Consider the following 15471-nt stretch of genomic DNA (forward strand, 5'->3'; position numbering starts at 1 on the left):
CGTAATGCACATTTGTGTAAAAAATAATTAAACCGAGTAACCGTAATGTTACTCGGTTTTTTATTTACAACAATGTAAGCGTTTACATTTCTATATAACAACAATCTAAAAAACAATATTATCTGTAGCACTCAAAACATATCAGAATAAATACGCCAATTTTATGATTAAAAATGCTATCTCTATGATTTTTATTTGTGTTTTTTATTCATCATTAATGATGAATAAAAAACATATCATTAAAACCATTTCATAATTTAATCACTCGTTTTAACAAACCAATTAAAAAAACACTTACACAAATGATTAATAAATAAGCAAGCCCACTGATTAATCCATTTAATTTAGCGTTTCATCACAATTTATTCATTTATTATGCTTATAATCACGACCGTGTTTTCATTTTATTATCAAAATAGGTAAACAATGTTAACGCTACGTAAGGGCAAATAACAATAAATATGCCCTGGGGTCAATTAAATAGAGAGACACATATGTTAAACAAAAAAATATTAGCCGTTGTTATCGCCGGTGCAATGGGGCTTGGCGGCTGTAACTCAAATAATGACAGTAAAAACACAGAGATTGCAGACATTTCACTGCGCGTGATGGAAACCACTGATCTTCATACAAACATGATGGATTATAATTATTATTCTGGTAAAGAAGATAAAACCATCGGTCTTGTGCGCACAGCTAGCTTAATTAATGCTGCACGTGCTGAAGTCACAAACTCAGTATTAGTCGATAATGGCGATTTATTGCAAGGCAGCCCTATGGGCGATTATGTTGCAAATAAATTCAAAACCGACAGTAATATGCTTACCGATACTCACCCTGTTTATAAAGCGATGAATACGCTTGACTATGAAGTAGGCAATATCGGTAATCACGAATTTAACTATGGATTAGATTTTTTAGAACAGTCATTAGATGGCGCAAACTTCCCTTATATTAATGCTAACGTTATTTGTGCAGACAAAAACGGCTGTTGGGATGATGTTTTATTTAATGAAAACATGTTCACTCCCTATATCATCAAAGAAAAAGTCGTTACTGACCTTGATGGTAACGAGCACACAATAAAAATTGGGTATATCGGATTTGTTCCACCGCAGATTTTACAATGGGACAAAGCAAATTTAGACGGAAAAGTTGAAGTATTAGGCATTGTTCAGGCCGCAAATAAATTTGTGCCTCAAATGAAAGCTGAAGGCGCTGATATTATTTTAGCCATACCGCATTCTGGTATTGGCTCGAGTGAAAATCCTGGCGATCCTTGGGCAGAAAACGCAACTTACGCATTAACCAATGTTGACGGTATTGATGCTATTTTCTTTGGTCATAGCCACTCTGTGTTCCCATCAGCAACGTACAGTGATCTTCCAAACACTGATGTAGAAAAAGGTATATTAAACGGTATACCAGCCGTGATGCCAGGTCGCTGGGGAGATAACCTAGGCGTTGTCGATTTAGTACTACGTCAAGTGGAAGGAAAATGGACTGTGATCCATGAAGAATCTACCGCTAAAGCTCGCCCTATTTACGACAATGCCAATAAAGTAGAGTTAGTCACAGGTGAAGCCAGTCTAAGAGATGCGATTGAAGTTGAGCACAATGGTACCATTGATTATGTTAGCCAACCTATCGGTGTTGCCGCTGCTGACATGTATAGCTTTTTAACCCTGGTTCAAGATGATCCTACGGTTCAAATTGTCTCAAATGCTCAAATCGCCCGTGTAAAGGCCTTAATCACCGATGATTTAAAAGACTTACCTATTTTGTCTGCCTCTGCGCCGTTTAAAGCAGGTGGACGCTATGCAGAAGGTGATGCCAGCCAATATGTACAAGTGCCTGCGGGCAACTTATCGTACAAAAACGCAGCTGATCTCTATCTTTACCCAAATACCATGGTTGCAGTCAAAGCGACCGGTGCAGAGCTAAAAGATTGGCTAGAATGTTCGGCCAACCAGTTCAACCAAATTGACCCAACAATCAGCACACCACAAAACTTGATTAACCGTGCTGGTCACCCAACCTATAACTTTGATGTTATCGATGGCTTAACGTATAAAATTGACGTGACGCAACCAAGCAAATTTGACCGTAGTTGTGTTGTAGTTAATGCCGATGCTAATCGAATTGTGGACTTAGCTTACACAGCACCTGATGGTACTGTGATTACAGGTGACGAATTAGCCGCGATGTCATTCATAGTTGCATCTAATAACTACCGCGCGTTTGGTGGATCATTTGCTGGCACTGGTTCTGATCATGTTGTGCTTGAACTACCAGATACCAACCGTGATGCGCTATCTGCTTATATTACAGAGCAATCACAACCTAATGCTGCGGGCGAATATGAAGCAATGGTTGATCCATCTGCTGATTATAACTGGGACTTTAAAACTATCGACAATGCTACCGTTGCATTAGACATTCGTTTTGAAACACAGGACAGTGAACTTGCTGATAAATTTGTTGCAGAAAATCAACAACGTAAAATGGTGAAGTTACCAACAACTGACGATGTTGTTGCTGGCTTTGCGATTTACAGTATTGATCTAACAACACCTCTTACCGCTCAATAAATCTAAAGCAAATACAAAAAAGGCGCTAACCGCGCCTTTTTTATCACCTAATCTATGTCAAATAAGTGTCCCATTTTTTGAATATGCGCTAACGGAACACGATGACGATTACGCTCTGCACACAATAGCTGATGTTCAGCATCTTTGGGCTGACCAATCAACACCACTCTTACTTGATAACCTAATGCCCTCGCTGCGGCTTCATACGCCATAAACTCCCATGTAGCCACATTGGTATTATCACAAATAACCACAGGCTCACCGTGCGACATAGCATTAATAAATGCCGTTAGATTTGCTTGATGAAATTGTGCCAAATGTTTGGGATTAAAATGGTACTCACCATTGTCCATAAAATAATCATCTGTAGAAAAATAGCCATATTGTCGAATATGCAATGATTGCTCAATTCCTAGAGAATTAATGTATTGTTCAACCCAATATGATTTTCCGCTACCTGGTAAGCCACGCATGATAATTGCTACTTTTGACAAATCCGCAGTTGGTATTTTATTGCTCTGCTGAGTCACTACCTATCACCTTCCCTGCTAATATTTGCTCAACTAACCTTGGCATAATCTCACCTGCTTTGCCGGTAAAATGATATTGAAACTGGCTATGCCTGTCTGCCGCCAATAAGTTAACTTCAACCGTTTGTGCGCCGTGATGATTTGCTGAATCGACAAAACCTGCAGCAGGATACACCGTACCCGATGTGCCAATAGCGATAAATAAATCACATCTGTCTAACGCATCATGAATTCTGTCCATACCAAAAGGCATTTCACCAAACCATACAATATGTGGGCGTAATCGCCTTGCAGGAATACAGCAGGTACAACAGTTATCGACACCAAATGGCTCACGTAATATAAACGTTTGTAAGGATTGCGGACAACGGCCCTTAGCAAGCTCACCGTGCATATGCAAAAGACGACGTGAACCCGCTCGCTCATGTAAATCATCCACATTTTGGGTGATAACTAAAAGCTCACCGTCAAACTCAGCTTCAAGTTTAGCCAAGGCTTCATGGGCGGCATTAGGGGCGACATCACCACCACGTAATTGCTGCCAACGTGTATTGTAAAAACGCTCAACTAACTCAATATCACGAGCATACCCCTCAGGAGTAGCCACATCTTCTATATGGTGCTCCTCCCACAAACCATGTTGATCTCGAAACGTTTTAATCCCTGACTCAGCTGAAATCCCCGCGCCGGTCAGTACCACAATATGCCGGTACATGTTACGTCCTTTATTGTTGTTATATTTTATATAATTGCATGATTTAACATTAACACTTTCTGGATAGATATCAGTCAAATCTACAACAAATTAGCACATTTTTTAACTGTAAATCTTATAGTCTCATCATAACCTTACCCATAGTAAGTGCAATAATCCCTTAGTAGAAGTAAGTTTACTGTTGTTATTTAACCAATATCGCACAAATTGCATCAACTTGAGTCGGTGTTTTACTAAATATTCTCCATATTAGTTGATAAAGCGCGTTAAGAGGTTTATGTTTGCAACATCAAGACATATAATGATTATATTATCCACCGATGAACCGATGGGTTCTGCAATCAAGAGATTAGCAATGACAGATGGAAATCAAGCGCTAAAAAAAGCCGGATTAAAAATAACCCTGCCGCGAGTTAAAATCCTAGAACTGATGCAAGACCCTGAAAATCAGCACATCAGCGCCGAAGACTTGTATAAAAAACTTCTCGAAGTCGGCGAAGAAATTGGTTTAGCAACGGTATATCGCGTACTCAACCAATTTGACGATGCAGGGATCCTTAATCGTCATCATTTTGAAAGTGGCAAAGCCGTATTTGAAATGTCAACGCAACACCACCATGACCATCTGGTGTGCTTAACCTGTGATAAAGTGATTGAGTTTTCTGACGAAGTAATTGAACGTCGCCAGGACGAAATCGCCATGCGCCACAATATCAAATTAACTCATCACAGTTTGTATCTTTATGGTCACTGCACCAACGACACTTGCGATCACGCCGACGAATAGTCAGTATGTAAAAAACCAGCTGTTTAGCTGGTTTTTTATTGCCTATCATTCCTGTTTATCCCTAAATCAACCAGGTTAGCCATAAGCTATAGCTCAATACTGATAACAAGGTTGATAACACTACTGTACTGCCTAACGTTGATTGATATTGTTTAATCTCAGTCGCAATCAAATAGGCATTAACACCTAAGGGTGAAGCACTTAGTAAGACCAGCATGACGGTATTTTGTAAAGTAAAGCCAAATACCTTATCCGCCATCAGGTAAACCAAAGCCGGTAATATTAAAATTTTCAGCATGCTCGCAACCAAAGCAAAGCGCCAGTTTTCGCCAATTCGATAAAAACTCAGATTTGCACCTAACACAAATAAAGCACAAGCAAGAGCAGGCGTAGCTAATAATGACAGTCCATCATTAAGTTGTTGGCCTAAATTGATATTCAAACCGTTAGCTATAATCCCAAGAGTAATACTTAACACCACAGGATTTAGCACCATGGAGCGGGCAAAGTTGCGCCAAGAAAAGCCATGCTGCTGAGCGCGTGAAGCCAATAAGAATGTTAACGCAAACAAGACAGCACTGTGGAAAGTAATGATCATGAATATCGAACCAATCATTGCTTTGCCCAGTGCAGCAGAAATCACCGGTAACCCAACAATAACAGTGTTTGAATAACTACAACCTAATCCAAAAACAGCACTAGCATCGCTGGTTCTGTGTGTGTTTGCGCCAAAATGTCGATTAATCTGATAGCCGATAACAAACACCAATATCACTGGAATATAAAATGCTAATAACAAATACGGGTCAATACTTTGAGCAAAAGGTGCCGCCAACATATTAATAAATAAAAACGCAGGAATACTGACATAAAAGGTAAATTTACTCAGGCCTGCAATGTGATCTTTATTAAAAAAGCCAGCACGAGTCAGTCCATAGCCAAGAGTAACTATAAACATAATCGGAAAAATAATATTCGCAATGGCCATCTATAAAACCTATATAAAAGGTAATAAAAAAGGCGCCTAAGCGCCTTTTTCCAACTGGGTAATGAATTACCAGCCAGTTTTAGTGCGTAATGCTTTACCAATGTCAGCTAAAGAGCGAACAGTAGTTACACCAGCAGCTTCAAGCGCAGCAAATTTATCAGCAGCAGTACCTTTACCGCCAGCGATAATTGCGCCAGCATGGCCCATACGCTTACCTTCTGGTGCAGTCACACCAGCAATGTAAGATACAACAGGCTTAGTTACATGTGCTTTAATATATTCAGCAGCTTCTTCTTCAGCGTTACCACCGATTTCACCGATCATAACAATCGCTTCAGTTTGTGGATCGTTTTGGAACATTTCCAATACGTCGATGAAGTTAGTACCAGGAATTGGGTCGCCACCAATACCAACACAAGTAGATTGGCCGAAACCTTCGTCAGTTGTTTGCTTAACCGCTTCGTACGTTAAAGTACCAGAGCGTGAAACAATACCCACTTTACCTGGCTTGTGAATGTGACCAGGCATAATACCAATCTTACATTCACCAGGAGTGATAACACCTGGGCAGTTAGGACCGATCATGCGAGTGCCAGTTTCTTCTAGCTTCACTTTCACTTGTAGCATATCAAGTGTAGGGATACCTTCAGTGATACAAACGATTAGCTCAAGGCCAGCATCGATTGCTTCAAGGATTGCATCTTTACAAAATGGTGCTGGTACATAGATAACAGTTGCAGTTGCGCCTGTTGCCGCTACCGCATCTTTAACAGTGTTGAACACTGGAAGACCTAGGTGAGTTTGACCACCTTTTCCTGGAGAAACACCACCAACCATTTGCGTGCCATAAGCAATCGCCTGCTCAGAGTGGAAAGTACCCTGACCACCAGTGAAACCTTGACAGATTACCTTGGTATCTTTGTTAATTAAAACAGACATTATTTGCCCTCCGCAGCTTTAACAACTTGCTCAGCCGCGTCAGTTAGACTTGTTGCCGCGATGATATCAAGACCAGACTTAGCCAATACTTCACGACCTAATTCGGCGTTAGTACCTTCAAGACGAACAACCACTGGCACTTTAACGCCCACTTCTTTCACTGCACCGATAATACCTTCAGCGATCATATCGCAACGAACGATACCGCCGAAGATGTTAACCAATACGGCTTTAACATTGCTGTCAGAAAGAATGATCTTAAATGCTTCAGCAACACGTTCTTTTGTTGCTCCGCCGCCAACGTCGAGGAAGTTAGCTGGCTTGCCGCCGTGTAGATTTACGATATCCATTGTGCCCATTGCTAGGCCAGCACCGTTAACCATACAACCTACGTTGCCATCTAATGCTACATAGTTTAATTCAAACTTAGCAGCGTGCGCTTCACGAGCGTCATCTTGAGATGGATCGTGCATTGCTTTGATTTTTGGTTGACGGAATAATGCGTTGCCATCGATACCGATTTTGCCATCTAAACAGTGAAGGTTACCTTCAGTGGTGATAACAAGTGGGTTGATTTCTAATAACGCAAAATCATGGTCGTTAAACATGTTAGCTAGACCCATAAAGATCTTAGTGAACTGCTTCATTTGAGTTGGGTTTAAACCTAACTTGAAGCCAAGATCACGTGCTTGGTATGCTTGAGGACCTGTTAATGGGTCGATAATAGCAGTGTGAATAAGTTCAGGAGACTCTTCTGCTACTTTTTCAATTTCAACGCCACCTTCAGTTGACGCCATAAACACTACACGACGAGTGCTACGGTCAACTACTGCACCTAGGTACAGTTCGTTAGCGATGTCAGTACAGCTTTCAACTAGGATTTTAGCAACTGGCTGACCTTTAGCGTCAGTCTGATATGTTACTAAGTTTTTACCTAACCAGTTTTCAGCGAATGCTCTGATTTCGTCTTTGTTGCCAGTCACTTTAACGCCACCAGCTTTACCACGGCCGCCAGCGTGTACTTGACACTTAACAACCCACATATTTCCGCCAATGTGGCCAGCTGCTTCAACTGCTTCTTGAGCAGTATCACATGCAAAACCTTCAGAGACTGGTAAACCATATTCGGCAAATAAAGATTTTGCCTGATACTCATGCAAATTCATGATGATCTATCCATATACTTCTAATCAAATCCAACTGGCTCGTTGTGAGCCAGCGACGAGGGTTTATCTACTGACTTATAGATCAAGTAGTAGACGTGTTGGATCTTCTAAGAAGTCTTTAATAGCGACTAAGAAGCCAACTGACTCACGGCCATCAACAATACGATGGTCATAAGAGAGTGCTAGGTACATCATAGGCAGGATTTCAACCTGGCCATTAACTGCCATTGGGCGATCTTTAATGGCATGCATGCCTAAGATTGCGCTTTGTGGCAGGTTTAAAATAGGGGTAGACATAAGTGAGCCAAACACACCACCGTTAGTCACAGTGAAGTTACCGCCAGTCATGTCAGCAACAGATAATTTACCGTCACGGCCTTTAATAGCAAGATCACGAACCGCTTTTTCAATTTCAGCTAGGTTCATGGTATCTGTATCACGTAGTACTGGTGTTACCAGGCCACGAGGAGTTGATACTGCGATGCTGATATCGAAATAGTTGTGATAAACAATATCATCACCATCGATTGACGCGTTAACTTCAGGGAAACGTTTAAGTGCTTCTGTAACCGCTTTGATATAGAAAGACATAAAACCTAAACGAATACCGTGGCGTTTTTCAAACACATCTTGGTATTGCTTACGAATATCCATGATTGGCTTCATGTTAACTTCGTTAAACGTCGTTAACATGGCTGTCGAGTTTTTAGCTTCTAACAGACGTGTTGCAATGGTTTTACGTAAACGAGTCATAGGGACACGTTTTTCGCTACGGCCTTCAAGAGGTGCAACGGGTGCAGCTGCTGGGGCAGATTTTGCAGGAGCAGACTTAACGAATGCTTCAACGTCTTCTTTAGTAATGCGTCCACCAACACCAGTGCCTTTAATTTTGGCAGCATCAAGGTTGTGTTCGGCAATCAAACGACGAACAGATGGGCTTAATGCATCGTTAGACTCATCACTTGCCGCTTCTGTAGTTGCAGATGCTGCTGGAGCTTGCGCTTCAGCTTTAGTCACTTCTTGACCAGATACAACACCAGCAACAAACTTAGCAATTACTTGCTCACCTAAAACTGTGTCGCCTTCTTGGAACAACAATTCAGAAATAGAACCGTCTTCTGGTGCAACCACTTCTAACACGACTTTATCAGTCTCGATATCAACTAAATTTTGATCGCGAGTGACCGCTTCACCAGGTTTAACATGCCAAGTAGCAATCGTTGCATCAGCAACAGATTCTGGTAATACGGGTACCTTAATTTCGATACTCATTGAAAGCTTCCCTTATATATATTATCTATTACGACAGTTTTAATGCGCTATTCACTAATGATTCTTGCTGGTGTACATGTAATGCTGGATAACCACATGCTGGCGCAGCTGACGCTTCACGACCGGCATACGTTAATTGCGCACCTGCTGGAATGTTAGCCCAGAAATGATGCTGACTACAGTACCATGCACCCTGGTTTTGTGGTTCTTCCTGACACCATACAAAGTCTTTAACATGTTGATATGCTTCTAGTGCTGCACGCATTTCCACATCAGGGAACGGGTACAACTGTTCAACACGTATAATGGCGATGTTTTCGATGTTTTCTTTACGGCGTTTTTCGAGCAGTTCAAAGTAAACTTTACCGCTACAAAATACTACGCGATCGACTTTACTGGCATCTAATGTATCGATTTCACCAATAATGTTTTGGAACGTCCCTTCAGCCAGCTCTTCCAAACTTGACACTGCAAGAGGATGACGTAGCAAAGATTTAGGTGACATTACCACTAATGGACGACGCATAGGGCGAACCACTTGACGGCGTAACATGTGGTAAACCTGTGCAGGTGTTGAAGGTACACACACTTGCATATTATGGTTAGCACAAAGTTGCAAGAAACGCTCTAAACGTGCACTAGAATGTTCAGGGCCTTGGCCTTCATAACCATGAGGAAGCAGCATTGTTAGACCACATAAACGGCCCCATTTTTGCTCACCTGATGACAAGAACTGATCGATAACCACTTGAGCACAGTTAACAAAGTCGCCAAACTGAGCTTCCCAAATAGTCAATCCACCAGGCTCTGCAGTTGCGTAGCCATATTCAAATGCAAGTACTGATGCTTCAGACAACACAGAATCGGTAATGTTAATTGGCGCTTGATCTTCGGCCACATTACGAAGTGGTAAATATGTTGTGCCATCTTTTTGATTATGCAAAACAGCATGGCGATGGAAGAAAGTACCACGACCAGAGTCTTGACCTGTTATACGCACACGCTTTTTATCTTCAAGGATAGAAGCATAAGCTAAGGTTTCTGCAAAACCCCAATCTAATAATTTTTCGCCTTTCGCCATTGCTACGCGGTCGCTATATATTTTAGCAACACGTGACTGTAAAGCATGGTTTTGAGGAATATCGACTAATTTATTAGCTAGATTCTGTAAGCGTTCCATCGGAATTTCGCTGACGTAATCTTCATCCCATTCGCGATTTAAATAAGGTGTCCAGTCAACCGTGTGTAGCGTCATTGGGCGCCATTCTTTTACCACACAATCACCGGCATCTAGTGCGTCACGGTAATGGTTAATTAAGCCTGTTACTTCTTCCTCATCTATACTTTTCTCAGCAATCAGCTTGTCAGCATAAATTTTACGAGGAGTTTGATGCTTTTTGATTTTTGCGTACATTAACGGCTGAGTGGCACTAGGCTCATCGGCTTCGTTATGGCCATGACGACGGTAACACACTAAATCAATAACAACATCACGTTTAAATTCATTACGATAATCGACAGCAAGCTGAGAAATAAACGCTACCGCTTCTGGGTCATCTGAATTAACGTGGAAAATAGGCGCCTGCACCATTTTGGCGATGTCAGTACAGTATTCTGTAGAACGCACATCAGCATGGTTAGACGTAGTAAAGCCCACTTGGTTGTTCACTACGATACGAATACTTCCGCCCACAGTAAAACCACGTGTTTGAGACATGTTAAACGTCTCTTGTACAATGCCCTGCCCCGTAATGGCCGAATCACCGTGAATGGTAATTGGCATCACTTGTAAGCCATCTTTACAACCACGACGGTCTTGACGAGCGCGAACAGAACCAATAACCACTGGGTTAACGATCTCTAGGTGAGATGGGTTAAAGGCTAATGCTAAATGAACATTGCCGCCTGGGGTTTCAAAATCAGATGAAAAACCTTGATGGTATTTCACATCACCAGAACCATGAGTATCAGCATGCTTACCAGCAAATTCGTCAAACAATTCAGCAGGACGTTTACCTAAAATATTGACCAACAGGTTTAATCGACCGCGGTGAGCCATACCCACGACAATTTCTTTGGTTCCGGCTTCGCCTGCACGGTAAATAATTTCACGCATCATAGGTACTAACGCATCGCCACCTTCTAGCGAGAAACGTTTAGCCCCAGGGAACTTAGCACCAAGGTATTTTTCCATACCTTCAGCAGCGTTCAACCCTTCAAGAATACGTTTTTTAACCGCGTTATCGTATTTTGCTTTACCCAGTGTTGGCTCAAGACGTTGTTGGATCCAACGTTTTTCGTCAGTGTCGGTAATGTGCATATACTCAGCGCCAATCGAACCACAATAGGTGGTTTTCAACGCGTGAATTATATCTGCAAGCTTCATGGTTTCGCCGCCTAAAGCAAACGAACCAGTATTAAACTCGCGCTGCATGTCTTCAGCCGTTAAGCCGTGGTAAGCAGGGTCTAATTCTTGAACAGCCTCACGCTTCCATAATCCTAAAGGATCAAGATTTGCATTTTGGTGACCACGGAAACGGTGAGCGTTAATAAGTTGCAAGACTTTAACTTGTTTTGCGTCTAGCTCGGGGTCGCTTACGCGCGCTGCGCCTTTTGAACGACTTTCAAGGGCTAAACTACGAAAATAGTCACGAACTTTAGAGTGGGCGGTTTCGGGCACATCTACTGAGGCACCGTTCACTGGCGGGAGATTATCAAAAACAAGCTGCCAATCAGCAGTTACCGATTGCGGATCTTCTTGATAGGCTTCATACATCTCTTCTACGTAGGTCGAGTTAGCACCACTTAAATGTGATGAATCGAGCCAGGCTTTCATGATGCCTTGGTGCATTGTTATTCCTTTCAAACTTGATACACGTGCTAGCCATAAACATAACAGTGAATAAGCAGGGTTATTCACACGTATTCTGAAATTATCTTAACAAGATTATTGCAGAAGGTCTTTCTTAAACACACAAAAGAGCCATCCCCAATATGAAGATGACTCTTACAAGAGCTAATAATAAATATTATGTTGCTCTACTTCGTGCATTAAACAGCTCGCTTAAGCAACATTGACTTAATATGGCCAATCGCTTTTGTTGGGTTTAATCCTTTTGGACAAACGTCAACACAGTTCATGATACCGTGGCAACGGAACACACTGTAAGCATCGTCTAACTCAGACAAACGCTCTTCAGTGGCCGTGTCACGACTATCAATCAAGAAGCGATAAGCATGTAATAAGCCGCTTGGCCCGATAAATTTATCCGGGTTCCACCAGAAAGATGGACACGCAGTTGAACAGCAGGCACACATGATACATTCATATAAACCATCTAAATGAGCACGCTCTTCAGGTGATTGTAAATGTTCACGAGCTGGCGCCTTTTCATCATTAATTAGATAAGGCTTAATTTTTTCGTATTGCTTGTAGAATTGCGTTAAGTCTACAACCAAATCACGAACTACCGGCATGCCTGGTAAAGGACGGATTTCAATTTTCTTCCCTTTAAAGGTCGATAATGGCGTGATACACGCAAGTCCGTTTTTACCATTCATGTTTAAACCGTCAGAACCACAAACACCTTCACGGCATGAGCGACGAAACGCAAGCGTTGAGTCTTGTTCTTTCAGTTTGATTAATGCATCTAACACCATCATATCAGAGCCGTCTGGCACTTCTAGGGTGTAATCCTTCATGTAAGGCTTAGTATCTACATCAGGATTATAACGATACACTGCAAATGTTAATTTCATCTTTGCAACTCCTGCCTTAGTAGGTACGTTTCTTAGGTGGGAAGGCTTCACGTAATTTAGGTGCCATGTTGACATCACGCTTGCTCATTGCTCTAGTGACAGGGTCAAATAAGCTATGGCATAACCAGTTATCATCATCACGCTCTAAATAATCTTCACGAGAATGCGCGCCGCGGCTTTCAGTACGGAAGTTAGCTGCATAGGCAGTCGCTAGCGCTGTAGCCATTAAGTTGTCTAACTCTAAGCATTCAATACGTTGAGTATTAAACTCTTTTGAGTTATCGCTTAACTTAGCATTTTCAAGACGCTTTTGAATTGCTTGAAGCTGTTCTAAACCTTCAGCCATGGCTTCACCACTGCGGAAAACAGAGAAATTTAATTGCATACACAATTGAAGATCTTTACGGATAACCGCTGGATCTTCACCGTCTTTGTTGCTTTCCCAACGGTTAAGACGGGCAAGTGATGCATTAATTTCTACGTCTGTCGCTGCTTTTGGATCAGGTGTTGCATCTAATGCTTTACCTAAATGCTGACCTGCTGCACGACCAAATACCACTAAATCGAGAAGTGAGTTACCGCCTAAACGGTTAGCACCATGTACTGATACACAGGCAATCTCACCTACTGCAAACAAGCCAAGTACATCTTGTTCTGTGCCGTCATCATTCTTACGAATAACCTGTCCGCTAACTTTAGTCGGTAAACCACCCATCATATAATGACAAGTTGGTAATACAGGGATCGGGCCATCAGCCGGATCGATATGCGCAAATGTACGCGATAGTTCACAAACGCCTGGTAAACGAGCTTCTAGAGTTTCTTTACCTAGGTGATCCAGTTTAAGCAAGCAGTGTGGGCCTAAAGGACCATCTAAACCACGACCTTCACGGATTTCTGTCATCATTGAACGCGCAACTACGTCACGTGACGCCAAGTCTTTTGCGTTTGGCGCATAACGTTCCATGAAACGTTCGCCATCTTTGTTTAACAGATATCCACCTTCACCACGGCAACCTTCAGTAACCAACACACCTGCGCCAGCAATACCCGTTGGGTGGAACTGCCACATTTCCATGTCTTGTAACTGAACACCAGCGCGAGCAGCCATACCAACACCATCGCCAGTGTTAATATGGGCGTTAGTGGTTGACGCGTAAATACGCCCTGCACCACCCGTCGCTAAAATGGTTGCTTTAGCTTTAAAGTAAACAATTTCGCCAGTTTCGATTTCAATCGCGGTACAACCCACAACAACGCCATCTTCGTTTTTAACGAGATCTAATGCATACCATTCAGAAAATACATCTGTTTTATGCTTAACGTTTTGTTGATATAGACAATGCAGTAACGCGTGACCTGTACGGTCAGCCGCTGCGGCAGTACGTGCTGCTTGCTCGCCACCAAAGTTACGAGATTGACCACCGAAAGGACGTTGATAAATAGTACCGTTATCGAAACGAGAAAATGGTAAGCCCATTTGTTCAAGTTCGATAATGGCTTCTGGGCCGGTTTGGCACATAAATTCAATGGCTTCTTGGTCACCGATAAAATCAGAACCTTTAACCGTATCGTACATGTGCTGTTCCCAATGGTCTTCGTGCGCATTACCTAATGCTACGGTGATACCACCTTGAGCAGACACGGTATGTGAACGAGTTGGAAACACTTTTGATAAAAGCGCACAGCTTTTACCTTCTTTAGAAATCTGTAATGCTGCACGCATACCAGCGCCACCAGCGCCGATTACGATAGCATCAAATTCGCGTACTGGAATACTCACTTAAACACCCCACACTATTACAATGCCTGACGCTAAATAACTAAACGCGACAACAACAAAGGTAAACTGTAATACACCACGTAACGCAGTGTGTTTGACATAGTCAGTCAACACTTGCCATACACCAATCCATGCATGGATAAGTAAAGCAATCAGCGTTATTAGGGTAAACACTTTCATTGGAAGCGAGCTGAATAAGCCACTCCAAATCTCGAAGGTTAACGGGGCACTACACGCGATAAAGCCTACTAAAAAGATAGTATAACAAGCGAGAATCACTGCGCTTGCGCGTAATAAAATATAGTCATGAACACCACTGCGTCCAAAACTTGCTGCGTTTGTTACCATACCCAAATCCCCGCTATGATTGATAAGACCGCTGCTAATGCAAACGTAGCCTTAGCTGATGCGACACCCGACGTTAACTCTTCCCAACGGCCGGTATCCATAATTAAATGACGAATGCCACCTAATAAGTGATAACCCAACGCGGTTAGAATTCCCCAGAGGATGAACTTCATCACGAAACTATCAAACAAGGATTGTACGCTAGCGAAACCGTCTGCTGATGTTAAAGTTGAATTTAACAACCAAAGAAGGATACCAATAGCAAATAGCATGATGACACCGGAAATACGGTGTAGGATTGACGCGATCGCTGTTGCAGGAAAGCGAATCGTTTGCAGGTCTAGATGGACAGGTCTTTGCTTTTTCACGTTCTGCTCACTCAGCTCCATTGAGCATTATTTTTGTTATGTGTCTATTCTTTGCTTAATGGACAATGTCGACATTCGGCACAACACTATTAAACAAAAAACAGACTACTCTCAAACATCTAGTCAGTTGAGAAATCACTATTTAGTTCGTAAATTCATCATTTCTAAACTGTGACGTTGGTCTCCCTTAGGGACGCAGGCAAGTATACTCGCGGGAATTGTCAA

General features: G+C 42.1%; 13 protein-coding genes. 2 read left to right on the plus strand and 11 right to left on the minus strand.

Going from position 1 to position 15471, the window contains the following annotated elements; all coding sequences use genetic code 11:
• Window positions 1–494: 494 nt before the first annotated feature.
• Window positions 495–2591 (plus strand): bifunctional 2',3'-cyclic-nucleotide 2'-phosphodiesterase/3'-nucleotidase, encoded by a 2097-nt coding sequence (locus IEW93_RS10275; RefSeq protein ID WP_188739240.1) that lies wholly within the window; start codon window positions 495–497, stop codon window positions 2589–2591.
• 47 nt (window positions 2592–2638) lie between these two features.
• On the opposite strand, the gene IEW93_RS10280 is transcribed toward IEW93_RS10275, so the two are convergent.
• Window positions 2639–3064, minus strand: coding sequence for an ATP-binding protein (locus tag IEW93_RS10280; RefSeq protein WP_188739241.1), 426 nt, complete (start codon window positions 3062–3064; stop codon window positions 2639–2641).
• 37 nt (window positions 3065–3101) lie between these two features.
• On the minus strand, window positions 3102–3836 hold the full coding sequence (gene cobB, locus IEW93_RS10285) for a Sir2 family NAD+-dependent deacetylase (protein ID WP_188739242.1): 735 nt from the start codon (window positions 3834–3836) through the stop codon (window positions 3102–3104).
• A gap of 355 nt (window positions 3837–4191) precedes the next feature.
• Here cobB and fur point away from each other — a divergent pair, with 355 nt between their 5' ends.
• A complete protein-coding gene (gene fur / locus IEW93_RS10290) occupies window positions 4192–4623 on the plus strand; it encodes a ferric iron uptake transcriptional regulator (protein WP_188739279.1) in 432 nt (143 codons plus the stop codon).
• 61 nt (window positions 4624–4684) lie between these two features.
• Here the strand turns inward: fur and IEW93_RS10295 are convergent, their stop codons facing one another.
• From IEW93_RS10295 to sdhC, 9 genes are all read right to left on the minus strand, one after another.
• Window positions 4685–5611, minus strand: coding sequence for an AEC family transporter (locus IEW93_RS10295; RefSeq protein WP_188739243.1), 927 nt, complete (start codon window positions 5609–5611; stop codon window positions 4685–4687).
• Window positions 5612–5677: 66 nt separating this feature from the next.
• Window positions 5678–6550 (minus strand): succinate--CoA ligase subunit alpha, encoded by an 873-nt coding sequence (sucD, locus tag IEW93_RS10300; RefSeq protein WP_188739244.1) that lies wholly within the window; start codon window positions 6548–6550, stop codon window positions 5678–5680.
• Window positions 6550–7716, minus strand: coding sequence for an ADP-forming succinate--CoA ligase subunit beta (sucC, locus tag IEW93_RS10305; protein ID WP_188739245.1), 1167 nt, complete (start codon window positions 7714–7716; stop codon window positions 6550–6552). Before sucC ends, sucD begins: the two co-directional genes overlap by 1 nt.
• A 75-nt stretch (window positions 7717–7791) precedes the next feature.
• On the minus strand, window positions 7792–8988 hold the full coding sequence (gene odhB / locus IEW93_RS10310) for a 2-oxoglutarate dehydrogenase complex dihydrolipoyllysine-residue succinyltransferase (protein WP_188739246.1): 1197 nt from the start codon (window positions 8986–8988) through the stop codon (window positions 7792–7794).
• Between the two features lie 28 nt (window positions 8989–9016).
• Window positions 9017–11839, minus strand: coding sequence for a 2-oxoglutarate dehydrogenase E1 component (gene sucA, locus IEW93_RS10315; RefSeq protein ID WP_188739247.1), 2823 nt, complete (start codon window positions 11837–11839; stop codon window positions 9017–9019).
• A 200-nt stretch (window positions 11840–12039) separates the two neighbouring features.
• Complete coding sequence (locus IEW93_RS10320) at window positions 12040–12747, minus strand: succinate dehydrogenase iron-sulfur subunit (RefSeq protein ID WP_188739248.1); 708 nt, start codon at window positions 12745–12747, stop codon at window positions 12040–12042.
• Window positions 12748–12763: 16 nt separating this feature from the next.
• Complete coding sequence (sdhA, locus tag IEW93_RS10325; RefSeq protein ID WP_188739249.1) at window positions 12764–14530, minus strand: succinate dehydrogenase flavoprotein subunit; 1767 nt, start codon at window positions 14528–14530, stop codon at window positions 12764–12766.
• Window positions 14531–14878 (minus strand): succinate dehydrogenase, hydrophobic membrane anchor protein, encoded by a 348-nt coding sequence (gene sdhD, locus IEW93_RS10330; RefSeq protein ID WP_160054166.1) that lies wholly within the window; start codon window positions 14876–14878, stop codon window positions 14531–14533.
• Complete coding sequence (sdhC, locus tag IEW93_RS10335) at window positions 14872–15267, minus strand: succinate dehydrogenase cytochrome b556 subunit (RefSeq protein ID WP_188739250.1); 396 nt, start codon at window positions 15265–15267, stop codon at window positions 14872–14874. The genes sdhD and sdhC overlap by 7 nt, the downstream gene beginning before the upstream one ends.
• Window positions 15268–15471 lie beyond the last annotated feature (204 nt).

The sequence above is a fragment of the Shewanella inventionis genome (assembly GCF_014641855.1).
GTDB classification, from domain to species: domain Bacteria; phylum Pseudomonadota; class Gammaproteobacteria; order Enterobacterales; family Shewanellaceae; genus Shewanella; species Shewanella inventionis.

Bases quoted from the DNA above. Each gene is read 5' to 3' on its own strand.
- sucA (WP_188739247.1), bottom strand. From the start codon at position 11,839: ATGCACCAAGGCATCATGAAAGCCTGGCTCGATTCATCACATTTAAGT.
- cobB (WP_188739242.1), bottom strand. From the start codon at position 3,836: ATGTACCGGCATATTGTGGTACTGACCGGCGCGGGGATTTCAGCTGAG.
- sucC (WP_188739245.1), bottom strand. From the start codon at position 7,716: ATGAATTTGCATGAGTATCAGGCAAAATCTTTATTTGCCGAATATGGT.
- IEW93_RS10275 (WP_188739240.1), top strand. From the start codon at position 495: ATGTTAAACAAAAAAATATTAGCCGTTGTTATCGCCGGTGCAATGGGG.
- sucD (WP_188739244.1), bottom strand. From the start codon at position 6,550: ATGTCTGTTTTAATTAACAAAGATACCAAGGTAATCTGTCAAGGTTTC.
- fur (WP_188739279.1), top strand. From the start codon at position 4,192: ATGACAGATGGAAATCAAGCGCTAAAAAAAGCCGGATTAAAAATAACC.
- sdhD (WP_160054166.1), bottom strand. From the start codon at position 14,878: ATGGTAACAAACGCAGCAAGTTTTGGACGCAGTGGTGTTCATGACTAT.
- odhB (WP_188739246.1), bottom strand. From the start codon at position 8,988: ATGAGTATCGAAATTAAGGTACCCGTATTACCAGAATCTGTTGCTGAT.
- IEW93_RS10280 (WP_188739241.1), bottom strand. From the start codon at position 3,064: ATGCGTGGCTTACCAGGTAGCGGAAAATCATATTGGGTTGAACAATAC.
- IEW93_RS10320 (WP_188739248.1), bottom strand. From the start codon at position 12,747: ATGAAATTAACATTTGCAGTGTATCGTTATAATCCTGATGTAGATACT.
- sdhC (WP_188739250.1), bottom strand. From the start codon at position 15,267: ATGGAGCTGAGTGAGCAGAACGTGAAAAAGCAAAGACCTGTCCATCTA.
- IEW93_RS10295 (WP_188739243.1), bottom strand. From the start codon at position 5,611: ATGGCCATTGCGAATATTATTTTTCCGATTATGTTTATAGTTACTCTT.